This window comes from Shewanella sp. FeAMO, from assembly GCF_053653955.1.
This window is the reverse complement of sequence record NZ_CM132201.1, coordinates 1896168-1921784: the sequence shown is the minus strand read 5'-3', so window position 1 is coordinate 1921784 and position 25617 is coordinate 1896168. Positions and strand designations below refer to the sequence as shown.

Here is a 25617-nt window from a genome sequence, read left to right as displayed (position 1 = left end):
TACCTCAACCTACAATGCCAAGCGGTTTGGCACTCTGCCACACGCCACGGGTAAAGTCGGGGAAATCCTTGGAGTTACCGCGATCGGCCACTGAAGCCGCCGACAGAGGCTGCACCGCCGACCAGGCCGCACCGTCATACACATCCTGATCCAGCGGCTCGCCGTTACGCAGGCAGTAGATCATCCGCCAGCACATTAAAAAGTCCATGCCGCCATGACCGCCGTTCTTTTCGGCCGCCTCGCCCATCTGCAACCACAGCGGATGGTCATACTTGGCATACCACTGGGTCATATCCTGGTCCCAATGGTGGAAGCTGCCACTGCCACCCTGCTCCAGCGCTATGCGGTTGGGGAAACCGGCAAACACCCCATTGGTGCCCTGAATCAGGTTATGGCGGCTGTAAGGACGCGGCGTTGTGGTGTCGTGTTGCACCATGATGGTTCGGCCTTTAACCGTCTTGATAAGACTGGTATTGATATCACCGCAGATATAGTTGAGCTTGTTGCGGGCATGGTCGGCGGGGAATTCACGCTTGGCATAGGCTGCGCGCCCAAGCGACGGAGAGCTCATGGAAGTGAGATAGTCGAACCTGTCCCCGCGGTTGATATTCATGTACTGGGACACAGGCCCCAAACCATGGGTAGGATACAGGTTACCGTCAATCAAGGCGTGATACTTGGTACGCCAGGAGCCCGTCTTGCGATCTATCTCCTTCATCTGCCAGCGCAGCTCGTGAATATAAGCGGCCTCACCGTGCAGCAGTTCACCGAACAGCCCCTGGCGTACCATGTTGAGCACCATCAGCTCGTCGCGACCGTAGCAGACGTTTTCCATCATCATGCAGTTGCGCTGGGTTTGCTCGGCTGTGTCCACCAGATCCCAGAGCTGCTCCATGGTGATCCCCATAGGCACTTCAACAAAGGCGTGTTTGCCGGCCAGCATAGCCTCTTTGGCCATGGGGTGGTGCCATTCCCAAGGTGTGGCAATGACCACTATGTCCACATCCTGGCGTGCCAACAATTCACGATAGGCGTGTTTGCCCTGGGAATAATAACCGGGCTGGGCCAAGCCTGCGTCACTCATTACCTTCTTGGCGCGTTCTATGACCAGGGGATCGGTATCGCAGATAGCTGTTACCCTGGCACCTTCTATGTTGTTGAAATGATGAATGAACCCAACACCTCGCTCACCGACGCCGATTAGCCCCACCCGCACTTCGGCCATTTTCGGAACCACCAGCCCCATGACAGAGCGGCCACTGGCCTTGGGTGCCAGTGCAGATGAACCGGCATTGGCGGCGCAGCCAGCCAGCGCCGAGGCAGCAGCTGTGGCCACCGAAGCTTTCAGAAAGGAACGACGATCAAAACCAGACATAACTTCTCCCCTTGTTATTTGTTTTTATCTATCAGGTGCAGCTGCACCCCTTGCTTGGTGAGTTCTTCCACATAGCGCTCGGGAATGCCGCTGTCGGTCACCAGTTGCTGGATCTGCCGACTGGCACAAATGACATGAAACGCCTGTTGGTCGAATTTGGATGAATCGGTAACCACTATGATCTCGCTGGCAATCTCACACATCATGCGGTTGAGACTGGCTTCCTTCTCAAAATGGGTGGTGAGACCTGTCTTGAGATCAAAACCATCCACCCCGAGGATCAGCTTGTTGAAGTTGTAATCCCTGAGGCTCTTCTCGGCGATGGAACCATAGAAAGACATCGACTTCTTACGCAGCAAGCCGCCGGTGATCATCACCTCAACGTCGTCGGAACGCGCCAGCTCAGTGGCTATGTTAAGGCCGTTGGTCATCACGATAAGATCTTGATGTTCAAGGAGGTTGGCCGCAACTTGCTGGGTAGTGGTGCCCGAGTCCAGCAACAGGCGGTCGCCATCATTAACCAAAGAGGCCGCCACCTTGCCCAGCTCCTGCTTCAGTGCCGAATAGCAGTGGCCCTTCTCTTTCAGTGACAGTTCACGAATAAGGTCGGAGTTGACCATGGCGCCACCGCGGGAGCGCACCAACAATTGCTTTTGATCCAATACCGCCAGATCCGAGCGTATGGTGACTTCCGAGACCCCGAAGCGATTTGCCAGCTCGGTGACCGACACCTTTCCCTGTTGTTGGGTCAGCCGGACTATCTCCTGCTGCCTCTCAATAGTGTTGAGATTATTCACTGCACTCTTCCTGTTTTGTTTGTTGCGCTCTGGAGCAGGTGAACCTGCACTGGCTTTCGAAAGCTTTCAATCTACTAGCAACGTCGTCAAATCATAACAACAATTCTTATTCCACAACGACTTAAGCCAAAATCAACAACAAATTTTCACTTTCAACTAGCTAAACTATGCACCAAACCGAAAACAATTAAAAGACATTTTACATTTTTTTATTGATCACCCAGAGTTTTTAACGCTATAAATAAGCAATCGAAAGTATTTCGCTGTTTCCAATGCTTTCGAAAAACAACAAAAGCGAAAGGCATTAAGCCTGATAAAAACAAACAGCGGGGAACCCATGAAGCTCTTAGCCACCCAACCTGCCCTAATTGCCCTGGCAGTTGCCAGTGCGCTGGCAACACAGCCGGTTACGGCCAATGACGAGTCCGACAAGGAAAACAAGGCTCAAACACAACAAAACTCAGCTCAACAGCAGGATGCCGAGCTGGAAAGGATCCAGGTAACGGGTATCCGCTCAGCCATTAAGGAGTCGCTGTTTCTGAAACAGAATGCCACCGCAGTGGTGGATCTTGTGGTGGCCGATGACATAGGCAAGTTTCCGGATGAAAACCTGGCCGAAGCACTGCAACGTATTCCCGGGGTGACCATTACCCGCAACGGCGGCGAGGGACAGAACATACTGATCCGCGGCCTGGGGGACGGCTACAACATCACCACCCTCAATGGCCGCAAGCTGGCGTCGGACAATGCCGGGCGGGACTTCAACTTTGACACCATAGCCTCGGAGCTGGTCAATGTGCTGGCGGTTTACAAGTCTCCCGAAGCACGGCTCACCGAGGGAGGCATAGGGGCAATTGTGGATATTCAGACCCGCAAGCCTTTGGATTTGGACGGTTTTACCCTGCAGGCCTCGGCCAAGGGTATCTATGAGTCGCGCACCGAAGACCTGCATCCGCACGCATCTCTCATCATAGGCGACAAGTCCGATGACGACAGTTTCGGCGCTCTGTTTTCCGCCGTTTACTCCAAGAAAACCCTCAGGGCCGACACCTATTCCGCCGATGGTTTTTTCGATGAAGAGGAAGGCTGGGGTGTCGACAGCGCCGGGGTGCCGGTAGACACCAACGGCAATGGTGTGATTGATGAAGGCGAAATCTACGCCTCCAAAATACCAAGCTACATGTACTATGCCAACGCCCAGGACGTACGCGAACGCATCGGTGGCACCCTGGCGCTGCAATGGCGGCCTCTGGATAATCTGGATGTCAATTTCGATGCCCTCTACTCTCGCTACAATACCGATGGACACAAATACCAGATAGGGTTTGTCAACTATGACGAGGAGTGGACACCGGGTACCCCGCTGTTCAGCGATGCGCAGTTCGATGAGCTGGGGCGAGTGGTTTCCATGCGTCAGCAGGGCGACAACACTATGGTGGAGCTGCTTAACCTGAGCACACCGCGCAAGACAGACACCTACCAACTGGCACTGAATACGGCGCTGTTTATCACCCCCAATTGGTCGGTCACCGCCGATCTTGCCTACTCGGCCGCCAAAAACAAGAACAAGGGCGACAATCGCTTCATCGTCGCCCGCGGCTTTGTCGACAACATAGATATCGACTACACCAATGGTCAGATGCTGCCGGATGTGGTGATAGGCCCTGGACTCACCAGCGAGCAGACCTATGGTGCCCACTACAGCCTAAACAGTGGCACTGGCGTGGATGACAAGGTAACGGATCTTAAGCTGATGACCCAGTATTTGCCGGAAAGCGGCTTTATCAGCAAGCTGGATGCCGGGATAAACTATGTCAAGCAGGTCAAGAGCCAGAATGAGTTCAGATCGAAAAACCCCAGCCAATTCAGTCGCGGCGGCTACTATCTAACCCGCGACGGTTATGCTTTTGACGGCTCGGGAGTCTTCACTCAAGGCGAGTTTGAGCTGTTCCAAATTCCGGGCAATGTGTTTGTGCCCGCCAACTTCGATAACTTCCTCGACGGCGAAAACAGCATCTCACCGGATCCCTGGCCCAGCTTTGACTATGACAAGTTGCTGGAATACTACCGCTCCATCAACAGCGATGCCGCCAATGAGGCCATAGTAGCCAGTGCCAATCAGGCCGGTACTTATGAGGTAAGCGAGGCCGTGACCTCGGCCTATGTGCAGATAACGATTGAAGAGCTGCTGTTCGATCTGCCCTATATGCTCAATCTGGGGGTCAGGGCCAGTCGCACCCAAGTCGATTCCGAAGGCTTTGGCTATGACTTGAGCAAGGTAGTGCTGGATGATGCCGGTCAGCCGCTCAACGATGACTGGCGCACTGTCAGCCCGGTAAACTACAGCGACAGCTATACCAACATATTGCCAAGCCTCAACTTCAAGCTGAACCTGCAGGACGATCTGCTGCTGCGCATCTCGGCCGCCGAAGTATTGAGCCGCCCGTCACTCTACTCGCTCAGAGTCTGGGCCGCGCCCAACTTCACCAGTCAGGAGCAGGGCTTACCAACTCTGGTGCGCGGTAATCCCGGGGTTGAGCCCGAGCAGGCCAAACAGGCGGATCTGGCGCTGGAGTGGTATTACGGCGACAGCAGTTCACTGAGCGGCGCCCTGTTCATCAAGGATATCGACTCCTTTATCTCTGATGAAAAGACCCCCATGGAGGTCGATGGCAACCGTTACCTGGTAAGCCAGCCGGTTTCCGGACAGTATGGTGCCAAAGTGCAGGGCTTTGAAATTGCCTGGCAACAATCCCTCGAACAGTGGTTGCCTGAGCCGTTCAACGGCTTTGGCTGGCAGCTTAACTACACCTATGTGGACAGCAGTTATGACGATCCTGAGCTGAAAGCCAAGGATCTGCCCTTCAAGGGGATGTCCGAGAACTCCTACAATGCCGTGCTCTACTATGAGCAGTATGGTTTGCAGGCGCGCCTTGCCTATAACTGGCGCAGCAAGTTCCTGGTGGATCCGGATGCCTGGGGCGGCCCGGCCTGGATAGACGACTACGGCCAGTTGGATGCCAGCATCAGCTACGACATCACAGACAACTTGACCCTGTTCAGTGAAGCCTCCAACCTGACCAACAACCGCTACTCCGGTTACATCAAACGCGAAGATCAGGTGAATTATCTGGAACGCTTCGGTACCCAGATAGCCGTGGGTATTCGCGGCAGCTTCTAAAAACAGAGTTTGGGTGAAAGGATAACGCCTTCCGCCCAAACTCCATGTCGGCCCGGGAAACCGCCATATAGCCTGGGCTGACATCTTCCAAATCAATCCTTCAAGCCGATGATTCTTAATTAAAAGCTACTCTGTTGCTCCCAAGTCACCCACTTGCTTAACAAGCAAAGCCTGGGTTAGTCTCTAGCACTCCTTTTAACACCCGGCTGACAAAAGTAGACGCGATTCAGCCGACTCAGCATCCGGCATAGAAGGCCGGCTTCAAGGAATTGGCCGGGCGGTTAATCCCAAGCACTTCCCCCAAAATCAAAGGACTCGAAAACTGTGATCACCTGCTATATCAAATACGTCATCAAACCCAAGCAACTGGCCGAATTTGAACGCTACGCCAAAATGTGGATCCCCTTGGTGGAAAAGTTCGGCGGCACCCATAATGGTTATTTTCTGCCGAGCGAGGGTGCCAGCAATATCGCCCTGGCTCTGTTCACCTTCCCGAGCCTGGCAGAATACGAAAGCTATCGCAATCGAGCCAAAGACGACCCTGAATGTCAGGCGGCGCTGGTATTTGCCGAACAAACCGACTGCATTGAAAGTTATGAGCGCAGCTTCTTTCGGCCAGTGCTCGGTTAAGGAGAACGAAGATGTCTTCAAGCTTGTTTGCCCCGACACTCGAGACTTCGAGACTCAGGCTGCGGCCGCTGCAAGTGCAGGATGCCGATGCCCTGCTGGCGATATTTTCCGATCCCGAAGTGATGAAATACTGGAATACCGCGCCCTGGACCCATAGCAGCGACGCGCTGGATTTTATCTCTGCCGCCAAGCAGGGCATGACCAGGCAAGAGGGCATCACCCTTGGCATATTCCAGCGGGATACCTGTGAGCTGCTGGGGAAATGCATGTTGTTCAGTTATGACAGCGGCTCCAAACGGGCTGAGATAGGTTTTGGCCTGGGCAAAGCCGCTTGGGGCAAAGGCTATATTCAAGAGGCCGGCGAAGCCCTTATCGACTATGGCTTCAACACGCTTAAACTCAGACGCATCGAGGCCGAGATAGATCCCGGCAACAGTGCATCGGCCAAGGCTCTGGATAAACTCGGCTTCATCCGGGAAGGTTTGCTGCGCCAGCGCTGGCAAATCAATGGTGTTATTTCAGATTCGGCGCTCTATGGGCGACTGGTCAGCGACTGACCATGGCTCTGCATCAGGCGGCGCAGAATGGTATCGGCTGTTTGGCGCCGGTGAAGCTATGGCGCAAATGAGTGAAACAATAAAAGGACTCGATAGTTTGGATAGTTTGCTTGATACGCTGAGGATGCTGAAGAAGTACCAAGACGATTTATACTGCAATCCACCGGCAACAGAGGCGCAAATCGATCAGTTGCTTAATGTCTGGGAGTCTATTCCACCAGATTTACTGCCCATCGACTATCTGGATTTGCTCAGGTATGCCAATGGCATCCAAATTAACAATGTCATCCTTAACTCAATCGACGAACTATTGCACTGCAGCCTGGAGCAGGATGACTTTTTACAGCTGGGCCATGAAGGCAACCTGGACAGCATAGTGTTTCACCTCCCCAGCGCCGAATACCGGGTAGTGAATTTTTTCGACTTACGGGAAACCTTTGAAAGCTTTGAGCACCTGAAAGATTTGATAGCTTACCTGTTGCGGGAGCAAGGAATAATGTCTTAGGGAAACTGACATTTTGAATGTTCAAAGTTGGCTGTTCACGCCAGCGCCCTGTCGGTCAAGCGTCAGTATGATCAGCTTTCGCCCTGGCTTTGCTCCTGTCTTTTATAGTCATCCTCCATACGGCGGACAAAGTCCTCCATCTCCTGGCCCGGGGTAATGGGGAAACGCTCCGGCAACTGTGACAGATTAACGATACGGTCGACCCGAAAGGAGCGAAAGTCGTCTCTCAGTTCACACCAGGCCAACAAGGTCCAGGTGCCACGCCAAAAGTAGATAGCCAGCGGCCTTATTTTGCGCTGACTGGCGCTGCCTTTTACATCCTGATAGTCGAGCAGCACAAAGTGGCGCAGCCTGGCGGCGATACGCAGTGGGTCAAGATAAACAAACTCTTGCTGATCCAGATAGAAGTCCGGTGAGAACATCAAACTCTGTAGCGCCCGCAAACGCTCAGGCACCACGGCTTCGACCTTGATAAGCGCCTGTTTGGCCGCCTTGCCCAGCTCATTGCCGCCCCAGGTCTGCACCATGCGGATCCCCAGTTGAATCGCTTCCAGTTCGGCCTCATTGAACATCAGCGGCGGGACACTCACCTCCTGACGCAGCAGATAGCCAAGCCCGGCCTCCCCTTCGATGGGGATACCACTGAGACAGAGATCCTGAATATCCCGGTAAATGGTTCTGACTGACACTTCCAGGCGCTCGGCCAATACGGCCGCAGTGGTCAAACGGCGGTGGCGCAGGATCTGCACTATCTGAAACAAACGGTCGGCGCGGCGCATGACTTAATACCATCCCTTATAGCTGTTTGATTTGACTTCCATAGTTTGGCTTGAAACACCAGGCTTACAGCGCAGACCAATGTCGATTTATCCCAATACACCATGCGTTGCCCTACTTGCCTCCCACCCTTTCATTCTTGCTGACTGAGTAAACGCCTATGCGCTATGGTATTCATTCAAGCAAAGACCGACATTGCGTCGGTCCCGATAAAGATAACAGCGCTGAGCTTACAGCTGCATGGCCCACAAGCCAAGTCGGTTGCCTTCGGAATCGGCTATTTGGGCACAATAGCCGCATTCACCTTCCTTGATGGGCATAGGTGGCACGAGGATTTGCACACCCTGTGCTTCCAGCTGACCTATGGTGGTACCCAGCTTGTCACCCAGGTGGAGGTAAACCACGGATGCCGTCATTGAAGGGGCCATCTGCGGGTGTTTAATCAGCCCAAAGCAAGCGGTATCACCACTGGTGCGGCTGACGCTGACATACTCACACTCAGGCATAGGGTCTTCGCTGCAGTGCAGTCCCAGCACCTCTTGATAAAAACGCTTGGCGCGAGCCATATCGGCAACCGGGATCTCACTCCAGACCAAAGGGATTTCTGCTGACATTTTCACATCTCCATGTTGATTCAGTTGTGGCAGGAGGACCATCCTCCGCCGTCCTGACAAGCTTGGCTCTCAGGACGAAAACAAGTATGCACGGGTGCTGCTGACAACCTGTTGTCAGTAGTCTGAGCGAAAACACCAATAAAATTTGTATGGGAGTAAACGACAAAAGGCCCGCAGTGCGGGCCTTTATCTATCTTCTCAGCGGTTTTCCGGGGCAGTAGGTTACTTGGGCAGTGACGCCTGATGGCCGCTGACGAAGGCATCCAGCGCGGCCCTGGCCCGGCTTTCGGCATCTGCCAGGCTGTCGCTTGCCTGCATAGGCTCAACCACCTCGTAATAACACTTGATCTTGGGCTCGGTTCCCGAGGGCCGCACTATCACCCGGGCACCGCCTTCAAGGTGGAAGGTCAGCACATCACTGGCCGGTAATTCGATAATCTCCCGCCGCCCATCGGCGTAACGCCGCTCGGCCGATTTGAGATCCTCGGTCACCAATACCGCCATGCCCGCAATGGACTCGGGAGGATTGGCCCGCAGATGGGCTCCGATATCCGGCGTCCCCGGCTTGAGCGCTATGCTCACCTGAGTATTGAGGTGTAAACCATAGTCGCGATAGAGTTCTTCCAGTCTGTCCCAGATGGTTTTGTCCTGCGCCGCCAGCTCGGCAGTCAGCTGGGCAAAAGCCACCAGCGCCGACAGGCCGTCCTTATCCCACACCATGCTGCCCACTGTATAGCCCAGCGCCTCTTCATAGGCGAACAGGAATTTATTGCTGTCGCTCTGTCGCTGCATACCAACATTGGTGAGCCACTTGAAACCCGTGAGCGTGGTATAAAACTCACCGCCCTTGGCCTTGGCGATTTTGGAGAGCAAGGTTGAAGAGACTATGGTGGTTCCCAGCAGACGCTGATTGGCCGGCGCCTTGGACAATAGATAGTGGCCCAGCAAGGCCCCCACCTGATCGCCGGTGAGCATTTGGTATTCGCCATCATCTCGGCGCACTGCTACCGCCAGCCTGTCGGCATCAGGATCGTTGGCACAGGCCAGCAACGCCTGATGCTGCTTGGCCTCGGCGATCACCAGATCCATGGCGCCCTTCTCTTCCGGGTTGGGGAACTTAACCGTTGGGAAGTCACCGTCCGGTTTTTCCTGGGCAGCGACAGAATAAACCTGAGTAAAACCGGCATCCTTGAGCACTGTCTTGGCCATTTCTGCGCCAACACCATGCATGGCGGTATAGGCCAGGCTCACCCTTTCGGGCGCCGTTTTGTGCTGCAACACATCGGCATGGAACACACCGCGGCGATAGTCCTGATAGAAATCATCCTGCAGCCAAATGAGTTTACCCTGCTTGGTGGCTTCACTCTGCTCCAGCCAAGGCAGCTCTTCGTTGGCAGCCTTATCTATGCAGGCAGCAATACCTGAGTCATGTGGCGGAATGATCTGCGCGCCATTACCCCAATAGACCTTGTAGCCATTGTATTGCGGCGGGTTATGGCTGGCGGTCACAACGATGCCGGCGGCAGCTTCAAAGTGTTTCACCCCAAAGGCTACCAGCGGCGTGGCGGCCACTTTGGCGGTGAGTCGCACCTTAATCCCCATGGCGGTCAACACGCTGGCGGCATCATGGGCGAAGGTACGTGAGTCATGGCGGCCATCGAAACCTATCACCACACCGCGGCTGGCGGCATCTTTAACCTGGGCGAGCAGATACTGCCCCAGGCCCGCTGTGGTTTGGCGGATAACCAAACGGTTCATCCGCATTGGACCGGCGCCGACCACGCCCCTGAGACCGGCGGTGCCGAAGGCCAAACGGCCGGCAAAGCGGGCGGCCAATTCAGTTTCATTACCTTCGGCTTTAAGACTCAACAGCTCATCCCGAGTTTTAGGATCGGGATCTTTGTCCAGCCAATGTTTCAGTTGCAGCTCCAGATGAGTATTCATAGGTGGCCTCTTTGATAATCAGTTTCATTCCAAAGTAAGAAAAACTCAGGTCCGCGACAAGTGAATTTGCATTAATTTTATGATTTTGTTCGGACTTTAAAGCAGCCCCTCCTACTTAAGTTAGCCCTTTGCCATCCGTATGGGGTGTTTGCAGCGGCAACGAGAACTCTAGTAGAGTGGTTCCCGGCTTGATTTGGCTTGGCTTAAATTTCTGCTTCATATCGGAGTTGGCTTATCAGCAGATTGATACCGGCATTTCAGCGGGACATATTGATGGAGATAACGTTATTGAAGATCTCCTTGTCAAATTGCTGCTCCAGTTGTTGCCGCCAGGGCATGGGACAAACACGCACCAGGAAGAACTGTTCCCGGGAGGTATCTGTCACAAATGCCATGCCGTGTTGCATCAATTCATAGTGGATATCATGGACAAACACCATGGAGAAATTCTGCCTGCCGGTAAGCTGGTTGATATCCTCACGGCTCATGCTGACCCCATGCTCTACCTGCTCGAAACGCTTGTAAAGCCAGTCGGCAAACTCTTTGGCACTGACCATAGACATAATCCCATTCCTTATAGAAGTTTGAGTCACTCAAAGCGCTGTCAGCCGTTCGAGTACCAGCCGGATTGGCGATAGCATAGTGATTCTATGGCGAGTCAGGTTAGGCGGTCATCGACTGGCCATATCCATAAACTATAGTCGAGCCCGGAGTGCCGGGGAGATGAATGGCAACCTGCCTGAGACAGTCGCTGAGTTCACTGACAAAGCCCAAATGTAAAAACGCCCCACAAACCTGATTGCGGGGCGTTTTGTCAAATAGCCAAGTAGGCCGTTAAAGGATCAGAGCTTGAAAATATTGTCTTCCGAGTCCCGGTCCACCAGCTTGATGAAGGGGTCGACCCCGACATAGGCAGGCTTTTCGCTCAGCACCAGTTCGAGATGGTTCTCTCCGCTCTTGAGCCGATATTTCTGCAGCGACAACACCTGATCATCCTGCTTGAGCTTGTCCGGGTTGACCTTGAAGGCGCCTATATCAATCCATTCATCCAGCGGTACTTCCTGCTCGGCGCCCTTCTCTGAAGCGACCCGGCGCTGGGCATAGATATCCAGACTGACTTTAAACTGGCCTTCCGGCGTTTCGGTTACCTTGGCCTCGGTCAGACGCAGGTCATAGAGACTGATCTCAGAGAAGGAGTTCTCAATGAAACGCGCCTCGGCACCGTCCGTATTCCGTTTCAGATAGCTGAGCAGTTCCAGAGTGGTCGGGAAAGGATCGCCGCGGAACTTGTAACGCTCAAGGAATGCCTTCAAATTGGCATTGAGCCGTTCTTCACCCAGGCGGTCACGGATCCCCATCATGATCACCGAGCCCTTCTGGTAATGGATATAGCCCTGCCCTTCACTGCGCAGCAACGGCTGTTCGCCCTTGCTTTCCGATGAGCGACCTCGCAGGTAGCGGTCAAGCTCATACTTGAGGAAGCGGCGCAGCATCTGCGGGCCATACTTGTGCTCCATCACCATCAGCGCCGAGTATTGCGACAGGCTCTCGGAGATAACCGCACTGCCCTGTACATCGGCAGCGCCAACCTGATGCCCCCACCACTGGTGTGCCACTTCGTGGGCCGTCACATAATAGACGGGGTCAATATTGTCCGAGTTGCGCAGGTCGGCGATAAAGCCGATACGCTCAGAGTAAGGCACAGTGTTGGCAAAACTCTGGGCAAAGGAGCGATAACCGGGAAACTCTACTATACGCAGTTGCTTGTGTTGATAGGGACCAAAAGCCTGGGTGTAATAGTCGATAGAGTCTTTCACCGACTCTATCATTCGCTCCACGTTCCAATAGTGGGCCGAATGATAGTACACCTCGATCACTATGTCCTTGTACTTCTGCCGGTCCACTTCGAAACGTCCGGAGAGGATCGAATAGAAGTTAACCATGGGGCTATCCATCTTGTAATGGAAGAAGTTGCGACCATTTTCACGCCATTGCCGCTGCAGGTATCCGGGCACCAGTGCCATCTGCTGGCCTGAGGTGGAAACCGTGGCTTCAAAATCGATAAAGTCGCCGTCTACGCCAAAGAAGTTCTGCCGATAAAAGCGCGCGTCTTCCAGCTTATTGGCTCTTGGTTTGTCTTCAAGACCACGTTTCTCACGCTCGTGGCGATCGCTGAGTTCATAGCCTTCCTGATACCCAAACTGAGGCAGCAGCTCGATATTATTGATAAAGGTGCCGTTTTCGACCATGGACAGATCGAAGTTGGACTCTTCAACCCCTTGGGTTTCCCGAATCAAATGAATGCGGCCGCTGATTTTCTCCCCCGGCGGCAACGGCTTGTCAAACACCAGCCAACTGACATTGAATTTATCGTCAAACTCGCCCAGAGTCGCCCCCGGCAAGGTGATGCTGAGATCTTCCGCGCGGGTGTGGGACGGTAGACTGACCAGCAATTTGCTTATCGGCTTGTCCTGTTTGTTGACCCAATCAAGCTTGATATCTGCCTCGATTCGCCGTGACTCAGGATAGATATCAATGTCGGCCTTGACCGCAGTGGTGGTCAGCACGGGCAAAGACGCATACTGCTTGAATTTCTTCTCATAGTCGGCGCGCAGGTCGGTTTCCTCATCATTGGTATAGTAATGATTGACCACCTTGGTCTGGTAGAAGAGATAGCTGCCGCTGGCAACAAACAGCAGCACCCCAAAGGCCGCCAGCAAGCGTCCCTTGGCTCCCAGTTGACCGCCCAGCAGGGCAAACCTGTGTTTCAGAGGCTGTTTCGGCCCCCTGTGATAGAGACCATAACCCAGCACAAACAGCAGCAGTGAGAAACCGCCCCAATAGAGCATATACAAGCTGTGGCTCAAGAGTCCCCAGCCGTAACCGTTCATATCCGAATAGACCAGGTAAGGGGAAGCGCCAAAGTTATACAGTGAATGGCCGAATCCCCAACTGGCCATCACAAAGGTCGTCAGGTAGTAGGCGACAAACAGCCCCATACCGGCATACTTGTTCGGGCTGAGCACCTGAAAGAAGAACGCCAGAACCGCCGACATCAGCAGTGGCAACAGATAGTAAAATCCCAGCCTGATGGCGTATTGAGCCAGTTCGAGATTGTACTGCCCCTTGATCAGTTGGAAAGTAATTGTGGTCAGGGTCGCCAACAGGTACAGAAGCGCCATCACCAACACCACAGCCACCAGTTTGGAGGTCCAGAACACCAGATTCGGCACCGGCAGACTGTCGACTATGTCCCCCATTCCGGAGTTGCGCTCACGCCAGACAATCTCGGCGCTGTAGTAGATGAGTACTATCACCATCAGCAGGCCGGTGGCCCCGGCAATATTATCGACCATGTCCTGGGTCAGCGGCCAGTTGGAGGTGCCATACCAACCAAAATCACCGAACATGGGCCCGACCAGGTTAAAAACGGTGAGCAGCCCCAAAATCACAAACGGTGCTGTGTAAAGCACCTGGCGGATTTCAAAACCGACTCGGGCCTTGAACTGCGCCGAAGTCGATGGCGAGCTTGCACGGCTCAGTTGCTGCAAGGGCTGCAATGCCGGGGTTGCAGACAGCTTGCCGGAGCCTTTGTCCTTCTTGCGAGTAAGTGTTGGTTGGCGCCAGACCTTGGCTACAAGCAGCAAGATGACCGCCAGAGAAAGCCACATGGCGCGGTTGCTGAGCATAACACCGGTCAGCTCCACCAACTGGGTGTTTTTCTCGGCTATGGTCCAGTAACGGGTAACGTCGGCAAAGGTGCGCAGTGCAAAGGGATCCAACATGGCCGCCAGCGTGCGAAACTGGGGCTGACTGGCCAGCTCGCCGGTGAGGTTGTAGATAATAAGCAGTGCTACGGCTGTCAGATACAAACCCATCATGGAGCGAAAACGGCTGGCCATGGCATAAAACAGCGCCGATATCAGCAGCAGGCTCGGCGCGGCCAACAGCAACAAGGGCAGCAGATAATAGCTGAGCCGATTTTCACCGAAACGGCTGGCATCGACCCAAGGCATAAAAGAGCCGAGCCACATCGCCAGCGGCACCATGGAAAACACCGCCATGACCACCAGATAACTGCCGAAAAAACGCCCCAACTGATAGGCCAGCGGAGTCAGCGGTTTGGAATAGATCAGTTCCTCCATCCCGTGCTGCTGGTTGCGCACCGCTGTACTACCGACAAAGTTGACCACGGCAAACATGGAGATAAAGCTCATGATCAGCAGGGTCTGGGCAATGCTGAAGGGGCTGTTCTTCAGCACCTCACCGCCACCACCTATCTGCACATTGTTGGATACAACGGATAGAAAGCTGATTAAAAACAACAGCAAAGAAACAACATAAAAAGATGGCTGCCGCAGATAGTAGCGCCATTCAAAGCGTAACATGGAAACAAACATGGGCAGTTCCTCAGGCAGCCTGAACCGGCTTGCTGTTGCGGTGGCGATACAGGGTGCTGAAATAAAGATCTTCCAACCCCGGCGTTGCCTGAGTAAAACCTTCCGGCGCCGAATCGGCCCAGACATGCAGCACAGTGCGGCCGGCAAACAGGCGTTTGGCAATCACATTGAGCTGTTGTTCAAGCTCGCTGGCCTCGGCCTGGCTGACGGTGCGAGTCCAAATTTTTTGCTCCAAAGAGACCACCAACTCCATGGGATTGCCCTGCAGCAGGATCTGACCACCGGCGAGCACCGCCATATTGGCGCAAAGCTCCGAGACATCTTCCACTATATGGGTCGAGAGGATAATCACCTTCTCTTCCCCCAGGCTCACCAACAAGTTGTGGAAACGGTTGCGCTCCTCAGGATCCAAGCCGGCGGTGGGTTCGTCGACAATCAACAGCTTAGGGTCGCCAAGCAGCGCCTGCGCAATCCCGAAACGTTGACGCATACCGCCGGAAAAACCGCTGACCGCCTTGTTCTTGTGTTGATAAAGGTTGGTGTGTGCCAGTAAGCCATCCACCATCTCACGCCGCTCACCCTTGTTGTTGATCCCTTTGAGAATAGCCAGGTGATCGAGCAAGTCCCAGGCGCTGATCCTGGGGTAAACGTTAAAATCCTGCGGCAGATACCCCAGGGTCTGACGCAATTTTTGCGGCTGTTTGAGAATGTCTATGCCGTCGAAACTAATGCTGCCGCTATCGGCACTTTGCAATGCGGCTATGGTGCGCATCAAAGAGGATTTGCCTGCACCGTTGGGGCCGAGCAGACCAAACATCCCTTTGTCTACCTGTAGATTTACATTATCCAGTGCCTTAACACCGTTGTCATAGGTCTTGCTTAGGGCTTCGATACTGAGCATAGTTTCCTCATGCCGGAGAGATAAATGAATACCAAGCTAGCATGATTTAAACATTACAACTTGCAAAATTTGTAACAAAGATTCAAACATTTAACATACTTTGTTCGCTAACGCCGATAACCTTTTGCTGTACAGTTTCTCAGCGGCGCAGAGATGCCGCCAGTGATGGATTGCAATATGTGCGGTACTTTGGCTCGCCTAAAAGGCCTTCACTTGCTGCAGTTTCAACCCATTGAAATCCTGCTGCCCTGTGAGTCTCGGCCCCTGGTAAACCAGGCTATCTTTTGCTCCGGCAGCAAAGGCAAGTTCCTGCAAGGCGCGCTCTTCTATCATGGTCAGGCCACCGGCATATTCGTCGCTTGGCTGGATGATAAGCAAAGGTGCCTTGGCAAAAAGTTTTCGCGGTAGTACCCGCTTAACCAGCTGTTTGAGCAGGATTCCGGCCAGGTAAAAGTCCGCCAACGGGGTACGGACATGTTCGAAGGGATTGAGGCATTTCACTCCCTTGGTCGCGGCCAGTCGCCGCGCTTCATCGCCCACTGCCAACAGCTTGAAACTGCCCTTGTTATCCTGCTGCACTGCCACCTCAGGAATGGTCTCAAGGCTGACTTGCCCCAGACTATGACGACTGTCGGCAAGGGTGAGCCTGATACGTTTGGCGTTGAACTCGATATAAATAAGCGCCGGCTTTGTGCCGGGCAACAGCGACAACATGTTATTTCCTTATGATTTTCCTGAGCTAGTGGCCAAGAGAGCGCCTTAGCTTATTCATCCCCTGCTCCATACTGACGATGACCCTGTAATCCAAGTCCCTCTTGGCGGCTGAGATGTCGTAGTAGTGGCTGCAGGAAAGCTGTTTGGCGACAAAGCGGGTCATCAGCGGCTCCTGCTTGATAGCCAGCAGTCGGTAAATTCCTTCGAGCATGGCGCCAATGGCGTAGGCCAGAGTGGCCGGTACCCGCTTTTCCACCGCGGGTAAGTTGTCACAGGCAAGAATGCTGTCGAGCATGGCCGCCATAGTAAGGGGCTGATCGTTACTGACAAAATAGGCCTTGCCATTGCAGCGGCAAGGTTCAGCCAGCAGGCTCCTGGCCGCGCTCAGGTGGGCAAAGGCGGCATTGTCGATATAAATGGTGTCCACTAATTTATCGTCACGACCCACCAACTTGAGCCGGCCCTTGCGGCCTCGCTCCAGCACGCGGGGCACCAGATGAGGATCGCCAGGCCCCCAAATCAGGTGCGGCCGAATGGCCACTGTCTTCAAGCCCTCTTTGGCACTGGCCAGCACCAACTCTTCCGCTTCCGACTTGGAGGCGCCGTAATGGTTGAGATAACGCCTGGCGTAGGGAACGGATTCATCGATACCGGCCTCATCCTTGCCATCGAAAGTGACACTCGGCGTGCTGGTATAGACCAGATAACCAATCCCCAATTCACGGGCGCAGGCGATGATGTTTTCTGTCCCCAACACATTGGGGCGAAAATAGCTTGCTCTGCTGCCCCAGACTCCGGCCTTGGAGGCAACGTGAAAGATAAGCTCACAGCCATCGAGGGCTTGTTTCAGTGCCTGCTTGTCGCAAATATCGGCGCGCACCATGGTAGCGCCCATGGCCTCGAGCGCCGGATAATGGCCCCTGGCCACCCCCACGACCTGAATACCGGCAGCCAGCAGCGGCCGACATATGGCCTGCCCCAAAAAGCCTCCGGCGCCTGTCACCAACACCCGCTTGACTCGGGTCGCGAGTTCCCGGGCCAGCGCCAACAGCTCGGGATGAAGTTCATCATGCCCGGTTTCTTGTGACAAAACCGCTGTCTCTTGTGACAAAGCCGCAGGCAAATCCTGCGACGAGGCTATTGACTCAGGTGATTGAGATTGTGGTGCAAATGTGGCCATAGTGGGTTTCTGTCTCTGTTATCTATTTTGGCTTCCAGCCGTTTCCATCCAACTGTTTTTGCGCCCAAACGGCAAGTTGCTCGCGGAATATCTTGGCATTGTGGCGCACATCCATGGGAAAACCAGGATGCAACATAAAATGCCTGATGCCTCGGGTCAGTGGCTGCTTGTCGGCAAGTGCCTGCAACTCGGTAAACAGCTGTTGCTGTTCGGCTGGCGACAGGGATTGCTCAAGCTCGATGCAGATAAGCGGCGCTTTTTCGGGCACTGTGCTATCAAGGGAAGTGCTATCAAGGAAAGTGCTATCAGGGCCAGTAGTCAAAGAGAAAGCGCTCTCTTGGACTATCCCCCCGCCGCCAGGCTTATTCTGCATCAGTTCAACGCCAACCAGTGCCGAACGTTTAACCTGAGGATGGGTATTGAAAATCCGCTCACAGGGAATAGACAGATAGCGCTTTTGCAGCTCACCGTCCTGAATGACATCCACTCTGTGGGCCTTGCGGCCACACATCCACAAGTTGCCATCGGCATCTAGATAACCGAGATCGCCCATCCGGTGCAGTTGCCGGCCTTCATAGGCAATCTTGGCCTGTTTGTTGGCGCCTTCACGGCGATAGTAGCTCTGGTTGACCACAGCGCCGTCAACGACGATTTCGCCTATCTCCCCCGTCGCCAACTCGAGAGTTGGCGACCAGCTGTCGATGGCCTCTTCACTGATCCCTATGATACTGACCCTTATTCCGGATACCGGCTTACCGACACAGATGCCGCCGCCCTTGTCGGTGATGGCGGAGGTAGTGCCAAGCGCCTTGCTGCCAATCATGGAGACTGGCAGGGATTCGGTGGCGCCATAGGAGTTGAGCACTTCGACATCCTCGGCCAACATGGCGGAGAAACGCGCTATCGCCTTGGGATCGGCCGGCGCACCGGCGGATATCACCCGCTTCAAGCTGTGCAGCCGGCGCCCGCTTCCGCCGCGTCCCAAACGGTCGAGCAAGGCGGGGTTCACGAACATATTGCTGCAGGCATAGTGCTCTATGGCGGCAAACAGGTTTTCCGATCTGGCGGTTATCGGTTTGCTGGCATCCATTTCAGGCACTATCGATGCCATCCCCAGCGCCGGTCCAAAGAGAGCAAACAGCGGGAAGGTCGACAGATCCCGCTCGCCGGGACGAATGCCATAGTCATTTCGCAGCGCAGTTATCTGCGCCTCAAACATGCCGTGGCTGTAGACCACGCCTTTTGGGGTGCCGGTGCTGCCACTGGTAAACAAGATGGCCGCCATCTGCTGCGCGCCGAGCTGCGCCATGGGAAATGTGACTGACTCTGGTGCCCTGGCCAACAAACGGCTGACACTGCTGCCTCCCCAAGGAGGGTTACGGCCAAGAAAGCCTTCACCTGCCGTCAGCAACAAGCGGATACTGGGTTTGCCCCAACCGAACAGCAATCTGGCCACATGGGCCTTGGGGATCCCGATAAAGGCGTCGGGTTCGGCTTCCGCCAGACACTGCTTGAGCTTGGCGCTCCCCATACCTGGGTCCACCATCACAGGGATAATACCCGCCTTGAACAGGGCAAAGGTAAGCACAAAAAACTCTATCCCCGGAGTCACCATAAGCACGGCTTTCATCCCGGGTTTGAAGCCATAGTCGAGCAAGGCGCTAGCAAGCCGGTCGCTGTCGCTGTCCAGGGTCTTGAAATCAAGCTCCTGGTAACTGAACTTACCAGCGCGGCGGCGCTGCACGGCAACCGCCAGGTCCTCGCTCTGGCTAATGGCCGCCTGCTTCAGGTGACGACACAGGTTGTGCCCCTTGGCGGAGTTTGCCTCTGGGGCCGGTTCATTTGCAGCCATTTGCGAGTCTTCGGCGGGTGGGAACATCTCAGTCAGCGCTCCCGGCTGAGGTTGTTTCCGCCGATGCCTTTTCTTCAGGGTTAGATGTTTGTTCGTCGGCGCTTTGAGCCACTGCCGTTTCATCAATAAAGCGGCGAATATGGGCTATCACCTCATCACTGGCGTCTTCAAGAATATAATGGCCGCAGTCGGCAAAGGCGTGCAGCTCGGCTTTGGGCAGGCGCTGCTGCCAACCTTCAAGGAAGTGCCGGTCAAAGACAAAGTCCTTGAGACCCCAAAGAATAATGGTCGGCACCCGGGTAAACTGCTGCAAACTGGCATCAATCGACTGCACCAACTCCCAGTTTCTGTCGCCGGGCTTGAGCGGAATATCCTGTACAAACCTCAAAGTCGAGATTCGATTTTGCCAGGAGTTGAATGGTGCCACATAAGCGCGGCGCACATCCGCGGCCATGGGCGCACGTTTGACTCCCACATAGGAAGCCGCGGACGAGAAGGCATTGAAGCCCCGCACCAGCAGGGTGCCAAGCGCGGTATCGCGGCAGATTTTCAGCGCCAGCGGCAAGGGCTTGCTCTTTGGCAAACCGAAGGCGGCGGTATTGAGCAGCACCAGGCGTTTAATCCTCTCGGGATAACGGGCTGCATAGCCCATGCCTATCATGCCGCCCCAGTCATGCAGCACCAGCGTGATATTGCTGCGAATATCCAGACTGTCCAGCAGTGCTTCCAGATCGTCGATGCGCTGCGCCAGCGTGTAGTCATAGGCATCATCGCCCGGTTTGTCGGACAAGCCGCAGCCGATATGATCCGGCACCACACATTCATATTGGTCGCTTAACGCCTGCACCAGGTTACGGTAGTAAAAAGACCAGCTGGGGTTACCGTGCACCATCACCACGGCATCGGGGCGTTGGCCGTTAATCCCGGCGGGTTTTTCATGCACATAATGCAGTTTGTGGCCGCCGAGCGTGATGAAATGACGCTTGAACGGGAAGAGTGTATCTAGGGTGGCCATTGGCTATCCTGTTGTTAATTTTGGTTATTTAGGCACTATTCTAATGGGCCCTGTCGAATGGGCATTGTCTAAAACCTGTATCAAGGGCTTACCAGCGCAGCCCCAGCATCATGCAGTTGAGTCCCGAGCCTATGCCAAGAAAGCTCACCCGGTCGCCTGCCTGCAAAAAGCCTTCACCGTGGGCCAGCGCCGCCGACACAGGCAAAGAGACAGTGCCCATATTGCCAAGGCGGGCAAAGGTGGGAAACTCTTTGTGCTCGGCAATGCCCAGGGCGCCCAGTACTTGCTTTCGGTTGGCAGCCCCCACCTGATGACAGATAACCTTATCCACCTGTCCGGCAAGCCACTGGCGCTGCTGCAAAAACTGCTCCCAGGTCTGGCGCGCCAGCTCCACCCCCTCCTTCAAAAGGGCAACGGCATCTGTGCGCATCACCTCGCGGTAGAGGCGGTTACCGACCTCGACAAACCCCCACTGACACATCTGATGATGCTCCGGCGCCGCCAACTGACTGGCACCGAGCAACTGATGCTTGCGGGAGGTGGAAAGTGGCAAGCTGCCATCCGTGAGGATAACGGCCACGGCACCTGAGCCGCCGGTCAGGGTGGCCAGAGAAGCCGCAAAGTTTGCCATGCTGGGTTCGGCCAGCATCTGCTCTATGGACGCCTCGACTATCTCCCGGGATGATTCACAGGACACCACCATACCGGCGCGGATCTGCCCCAGTTCAATACGGTTGGCCACATCCAGAATACCGGACAGGACTCCCAGGCAGGCGTTGCTGATATCAAAAACGGCGCAGTCGCGCCCGATACCTATGGCAGAAGCCACAGCGCAGGCCGTGGCTGGCTCATGCTGGTCACGGCACACGCCGGTGTAAACCAAGGCGCCAAGCGCTTTGGGATCCAGCCCTGTCTCGGCCAGCGCCTTTTGGGCGGCGCACACTGCGCCTTGGGAAACCTTGAAGCCCTTGGGCCACCAACGACGCTCCTCAATGCCCGTCAGGGCAGCGAGTTGCCCAATGGGGATACGAAACTTTTGATAAAGCGGCGCAAGCCGGGATTCCAACTCGCGGCTGGACACCATTTCCGGCGCCAACTCATAAGCCAGACTATTGATATACACACGGGAATAATTCATGAAAAGCCAATCGCTCTCTCGGGCGCTCTGTGCCCTTGTTATCTTTTGGGGTCGTGATAATTAAGTCTTATGCCCCAGGCTGGCGTCATTTGACCAAGAAACGCCGGGGTATTCAATAAAAAACGCATTAAGCCGGTACTTGGCGCCGACTAATTCCCCGCTTGAGAGACATCTCTGTCCAAGCGGGCCTTGTTGTTTCATTTATCGGCTACCAGGCAACCAGGCATGGATTAAGGCATTGCGCGGCGTGGTGGCCTGCTCACAAAAGGCGCCTAGCTGCACCCGGTAACCGGCCTCCAACAGGAAACAGACCCTATCGAGCAGCAGATACCGTTCAATAACCGGCCGAAACAGATGTGCCGCCAAGTCAATACGGGCGGTTAATCTGCGCCTTTGCTCCCCCAAGCGCTGATAGGCGGCAAAATCCACCGCCTCAGGCAATAGCATTCCCTTTTGCGCCGCGGCCCAAAGACAGAAGTCCTTGAAACGGCCGGACAGCTGACTCTGCCGTACCGCAGGCAGTGGCAGATAAGTGTCCTGAGCACGCAGCTCACGCTGCAGACTATCGAATCCGAGCCGCCAACTGACCTCTTTGATCCTGTCGGCGCGCGCCTTTTGATTGGCAATAACACTGTGATTAAGCGGCAGTTGCAGCGCCGCCTTATCTAATCGCAGCGCCTGCTCTTGGGCACTTTGACTCAAGGGAGTGATATCGCCGGAGGGCAAGAGGTGATAACAACAAGGGGAAACCGAGACCACAGCGGTGCCACTTGCAACCGCGCGGCGCAGCAGCGTCAGGTGCAGCTCGCCGCAGGCATGCAGCGCAATGGCATGCTGCTTGGGCTTGAGATAACAAGGCTCGGCGGCAAAGGCATCGGCACAGACAAATTGCTGCGGCAAGTTACGTTTTTTTGCCGCTAGCTCGCCGGCTTCGCACAAAGATGCTTGCCACTCCAGGCTCAATACCGCCTTGCCGCTCAAGGCACTGAGCAGGCGCCCGAGATGCCCTTTTCCGGCGCACCACTCCAATAAAGGAAAGGGGTTGTTATGGGTGGCGATGGTATTGGCAAAGCGGCTTATCTGCTGCCATTTTCGGCCCTTTATACTGGCACTGAGCCGGGCCTCGGTTGACGCACAAAGCTTAGGTTGGCCATTATCCTGCTCAGGTGCGGGATAATCAAAGAGGTGCCAGGCAAAGTGTCTCTTGTCCCACAGGGCCAATTCCTGCTCGCTCAAGTCTGCAACCAAGGCCGGCCAGAGGGTTGTCAACAACAATGACTGACTGGCATCCACAGTCTCGAGCGCATCGTCATCAATAGCCCAGAGCGCTGCGGCCAGCTTGGCAAAGCGCTGCTGCCAGGGAAGCTTGTGGTGCTCGAAACTCCTGACACTCCAAAGCGCGCGGCTTGAGAGCAACAATTGACTGAGCTGTCGAAGCTCTGCTTTCACCTCGGGCAAGCTGCAATCGACTGCCGTCAGCCGGGTTTCAACCCTGCCGGCCTCTGGCTCGGCTTGCCGGGGGGAATTCTGTTGGCAGTCACACATTTTACTGGCCCGATTAACTTAAAGGGGTCGCATTATAGCCCCTGGTTGCCTTTGAGGAAAATAGCGCCACCCAAGCAGGAAACAGGGGGCAAAGCCTGCGAAAAAGCTGGGGTTGAGTCTCCCGCTTGCTGATAGCTTTACAGCCAAGGGGAAAAGCCAGCAGTAAGGACTAATTCACATAACAATTTGATTAAAAGTGGATTATTGTTTCAATAAACTATGCCTAAAGCCCGAGTCATCATCTTTCCTGGCGGCTTGGCAACGAAAGCTGCCGCCGCTATTTTCAGGTATAAATCCGCTCAAAGCTGTTACCTTTGCACCTGCCGCAATAGACTGGTGTACCCAAGCTGACAAAACAATCGAACCAACTCAATCTAACGAATTCAATCTAACGAAATGGTCGAGTGAAATCGGTCGAGCGAAATCAATCGCGCCAATTCACGCGCTACACTCCGCCGCTGAACAGAATATTGATAAGAAGGATGTTGAATGATCCAATCTCCCTGCGTGGCGCGCTGCGGCCTCAATGAAGACGACTTTTGTATGGGCTGCCTGCGCCATATAGATGAAATCGTCAATTGGAGCCGTTGCCCGGATGAAGAGAAACGCGCCATTATTGCCAAACTCCCGGAGCGAAAACGCGCCTTTTCGGGCATGGAAAACAGCGGCATTATCAGCAGAGCCAAATACCTCGAGGCAGAGGCCAGGCTTGGGCGCAGCGACAAGAGCAAAGCAAGTAAAAAAGAGTGATACAGCTTTAAGCGTTCAAGGCAACCAAGCCTTCATAAAGAAAAAGACCGCAATCGCGGTCTTTTTGGAATTTATGGATCACTCAGTCATTACTGCTCTGAGCTGACATTCCCAAGGGAACTGGCGGCACCGCCATTACCGTTGTGGGAATGGTGAGTTTCTGTGAGGCGACGCATCAGCGGCAATACTGCCAGCGCGATAAAGGTACAAACCAGCGCCGCTATCCCCAACTTGTTGAACAAGCTGGTGTAGATGGGCAGAGTCTCAAGCGGATCGGTTATGTTCTTCGGCACACTGGCGAAGTTGGCCACCACACCACCCAGATACTGAGAGATGCCCGAGGCGACAAAGTAAGCCCCCATCATAAAGCCACCCATGCGCTCAGGTACGTAACGGGCAATCATAGCCAAGCCCAAACCGCTGACCAGCAGCTCACCGAGTGAGTATGCGCCATAACCCCAGATCATCACCCAGGAAGAGGTCTTGCCATCGACGGCAAACATACCGGCAAAGCTGTAGATGAAGAAACCCAGCGCCACTACGGCAAAGCCCAGTGCGAACTTGGCGGCAATGGAAATATCCTTGTTGTTACGTCCGGCAGAGGCATAAACCCAGGCCAGCACAGGACTGAGCAACATGATCCAGATAGGGTTCAAGGCCTGGAACTGCGCCGGTGACCAGGTCCACAGATCGATGCCAAAGGCCTGGAAGTTCCAGTCGACGTTACGCAGGGCAAACAGCGCCAGCGAGGTAGACATCTGTTGGTAAAACACAAAGAAGAATACGGTTTGTACCGTCAGAACCAAGGCGGCTATCAAACCGGCCCGTTCACTGGTTTCACTGTTTTTAATCAAGTAGATAAAGATACCGAGTACGGCGGCACCAGCGGTGTAAACAAAAGCGCGGGCCACATCTTCATATTCGAGGATAAAGGCTGAAGCCACTACAGACAGAGCCGCCAGGCCGAGTACCGCAAACAGCTTATTCATTTCCACCGGACGGGTATCCGGCTCCGAGCCATAGTTGGCCAGAGTCTTACGCATCATGGCGTAGTTACCCAGGCCTACCAGTAGGCCCACGCAGCAAACGGCAAAAGCCGCATGCCAGCCAAACTCGTTGCCATAGTTGGCGTTGACGTAATCTTTAATCCAGGGAGTCAACAACATGGAGAAGGTGGAACCCACGTTCACCGCCATGTAGTAAATGGTAAAGGCGCTGTCTATCTTGGAGTCGTCCCCTTCATAGATTTTGCGCACCAGGTTACCGGCATTGGGTTTGAACAAACCGTTACCGACAACGATTACCCCAAGGGCCGAAAACAGGAACCAGGTGTTTTCGGTCGGCACTGTCATCAAGGCATAACCCAATGACAGAATACCGGCACCTAGCAACATGGTGCGCTTGGTACCGAGAATTTTATCCCCGACCCAGCCACCAATCGCCGGCGACACATAAATCAATGCGGCACAGGCACTCCATACCAGGTTGGCGCGACTGTCCTCAAACCCTAGACGCTGTACCATGAAGTACACGATAAGCGCCTGCATACCGTAATAACCGAAACGTTCCCATAGCTCGATAAGTGACACAGTCATAAAAGAATGCGTCTTGCTTACCTTAGGAGACCCTAATGTCATTTTGCTTGCTTCCATCTTGATTTGAAATAATTGTCAGACGAGTATAAAACTGCTGGCCGCACAATCCAACGCAAACTCTGAGGCAAAACACACTTTGTCGCAATT

General features: G+C 54.5%; 20 protein-coding genes. 5 read left to right on the top strand and 15 right to left on the bottom strand.

The features are described from left to right. Window positions 1–4 precede the first annotated feature (4 nt). Both ACWAU4_RS08645 and agaR read right to left on the bottom strand, forming a co-directional pair. Window positions 5–1375, bottom strand: coding sequence for a Gfo/Idh/MocA family protein (locus tag ACWAU4_RS08645; protein WP_028780309.1), 1371 nt, complete (start codon window positions 1373–1375; stop codon window positions 5–7). A gap of 14 nt (window positions 1376–1389) precedes the next feature. Next, entirely contained in the window at window positions 1390–2172 is a 783-nt protein-coding gene (gene agaR / locus ACWAU4_RS08640) for a transcriptional repressor AgaR (protein WP_044734208.1), read from the bottom strand. A 337-nt stretch (window positions 2173–2509) separates the two neighbouring features. On the opposite strand from agaR, the gene ACWAU4_RS08635 reads away from it, so the two are divergent. The 4 genes from ACWAU4_RS08635 to ACWAU4_RS08620 all read left to right on the top strand — a co-directional run bounded on the left by ACWAU4_RS08635 (window position 2510) and on the right by ACWAU4_RS08620 (window position 7045). Further along, entirely contained in the window at window positions 2510–5353 is a 2844-nt protein-coding gene (locus ACWAU4_RS08635) for a TonB-dependent receptor (RefSeq protein ID WP_186265514.1), read from the top strand. Between the two features lie 324 nt (window positions 5354–5677). Beyond that, a complete protein-coding gene (locus ACWAU4_RS08630) occupies window positions 5678–5983 on the top strand; it encodes an NIPSNAP family protein (protein WP_025009831.1) in 306 nt (101 codons plus the stop codon). 11 nt (window positions 5984–5994) lie between these two features. Continuing rightward, window positions 5995–6540 carry a GNAT family N-acetyltransferase gene (locus ACWAU4_RS08625; RefSeq protein ID WP_045282427.1) on the top strand — a complete coding sequence of 182 codons (546 nt, stop codon included), beginning with the start codon at window positions 5995–5997 and terminating at the stop codon, window positions 6538–6540. Next, entirely contained in the window at window positions 6491–7045 is a 555-nt protein-coding gene (locus ACWAU4_RS08620; RefSeq protein ID WP_208125743.1) for a hypothetical protein, read from the top strand. Before ACWAU4_RS08625 ends, ACWAU4_RS08620 begins: the two co-directional genes overlap by 50 nt. 71 nt (window positions 7046–7116) lie before the next feature. On the opposite strand, the gene ACWAU4_RS08615 is transcribed toward ACWAU4_RS08620, so the two are convergent. The 12 genes from ACWAU4_RS08615 to ACWAU4_RS08560 form a co-directional block, all read right to left on the bottom strand. Next, window positions 7117–7824, bottom strand: coding sequence for a helix-turn-helix transcriptional regulator (locus ACWAU4_RS08615; protein ID WP_454290542.1), 708 nt, complete (start codon window positions 7822–7824; stop codon window positions 7117–7119). 228 nt (window positions 7825–8052) lie between these two features. After that, window positions 8053–8436 (bottom strand): VOC family protein, encoded by a 384-nt coding sequence (locus ACWAU4_RS08610; protein ID WP_045282547.1) that lies wholly within the window; start codon window positions 8434–8436, stop codon window positions 8053–8055. Window positions 8437–8658: 222 nt separating this feature from the next. Beyond that, window positions 8659–10380: a phospho-sugar mutase gene (locus ACWAU4_RS08605; protein WP_044734203.1), complete on the bottom strand. Its 1722-nt coding sequence runs from the start codon at window positions 10378–10380 to the stop codon at window positions 8659–8661. 257 nt (window positions 10381–10637) lie between these two features. Beyond that, a complete protein-coding gene (locus ACWAU4_RS08600; RefSeq protein ID WP_025009827.1) occupies window positions 10638–10943 on the bottom strand; it encodes a hypothetical protein in 306 nt (101 codons plus the stop codon). 279 nt (window positions 10944–11222) lie between these two features. Next, window positions 11223–14780, bottom strand: a complete 3558-nt coding sequence (locus tag ACWAU4_RS08595; protein ID WP_454290541.1) for an ABC transporter permease/M1 family aminopeptidase — start codon at window positions 14778–14780, stop codon at window positions 11223–11225. 10 nt (window positions 14781–14790) lie between these two features. Beyond that, complete coding sequence (locus ACWAU4_RS08590; protein WP_107004578.1) at window positions 14791–15681, bottom strand: ABC transporter ATP-binding protein; 891 nt, start codon at window positions 15679–15681, stop codon at window positions 14791–14793. A gap of 198 nt (window positions 15682–15879) precedes the next feature. Continuing rightward, on the bottom strand, window positions 15880–16395 hold the full coding sequence (locus tag ACWAU4_RS08585; protein WP_208125742.1) for a rod shape-determining protein: 516 nt from the start codon (window positions 16393–16395) through the stop codon (window positions 15880–15882). Window positions 16396–16420: 25 nt separating this feature from the next. Further along, window positions 16421–17575 (bottom strand): 2-alkyl-3-oxoalkanoate reductase, encoded by a 1155-nt coding sequence (gene oleD / locus ACWAU4_RS08580; protein ID WP_107004576.1) that lies wholly within the window; start codon window positions 17573–17575, stop codon window positions 16421–16423. Between the two features lie 22 nt (window positions 17576–17597). Then, window positions 17598–19427 (bottom strand): fatty acid CoA ligase family protein, encoded by a 1830-nt coding sequence (locus ACWAU4_RS08575; RefSeq protein WP_243756843.1) that lies wholly within the window; start codon window positions 19425–19427, stop codon window positions 17598–17600. A gap of 28 nt (window positions 19428–19455) precedes the next feature. Then, window positions 19456–20442: an alpha/beta fold hydrolase gene (locus ACWAU4_RS08570; RefSeq protein WP_208125740.1), complete on the bottom strand. Its 987-nt coding sequence runs from the start codon at window positions 20440–20442 to the stop codon at window positions 19456–19458. Window positions 20443–20530: 88 nt separating this feature from the next. Next, window positions 20531–21580: a 3-oxoacyl-ACP synthase III gene (locus tag ACWAU4_RS08565; protein ID WP_025886637.1), complete on the bottom strand. Its 1050-nt coding sequence runs from the start codon at window positions 21578–21580 to the stop codon at window positions 20531–20533. 201 nt (window positions 21581–21781) lie between these two features. Beyond that, on the bottom strand, window positions 21782–23125 hold the full coding sequence (locus ACWAU4_RS08560) for a class I SAM-dependent methyltransferase (RefSeq protein ID WP_208125739.1): 1344 nt from the start codon (window positions 23123–23125) through the stop codon (window positions 21782–21784). A 492-nt stretch (window positions 23126–23617) separates the two neighbouring features. Here ACWAU4_RS08560 and ACWAU4_RS08555 point away from each other — a divergent pair, with 492 nt between their 5' ends. Further along, window positions 23618–23875: a DUF1289 domain-containing protein gene (locus ACWAU4_RS08555; protein ID WP_025009817.1), complete on the top strand. Its 258-nt coding sequence runs from the start codon at window positions 23618–23620 to the stop codon at window positions 23873–23875. Between the two features lie 89 nt (window positions 23876–23964). On the opposite strand, the gene ACWAU4_RS08550 is transcribed toward ACWAU4_RS08555, so the two are convergent. Next, the gene (locus tag ACWAU4_RS08550; RefSeq protein WP_028780324.1) at window positions 23965–25512 is read right to left on the bottom strand and encodes a peptide MFS transporter; all 1548 of its coding nucleotides are present in this window, start codon (window positions 25510–25512) and stop codon (window positions 23965–23967) included. Window positions 25513–25617 lie beyond the last annotated feature (105 nt).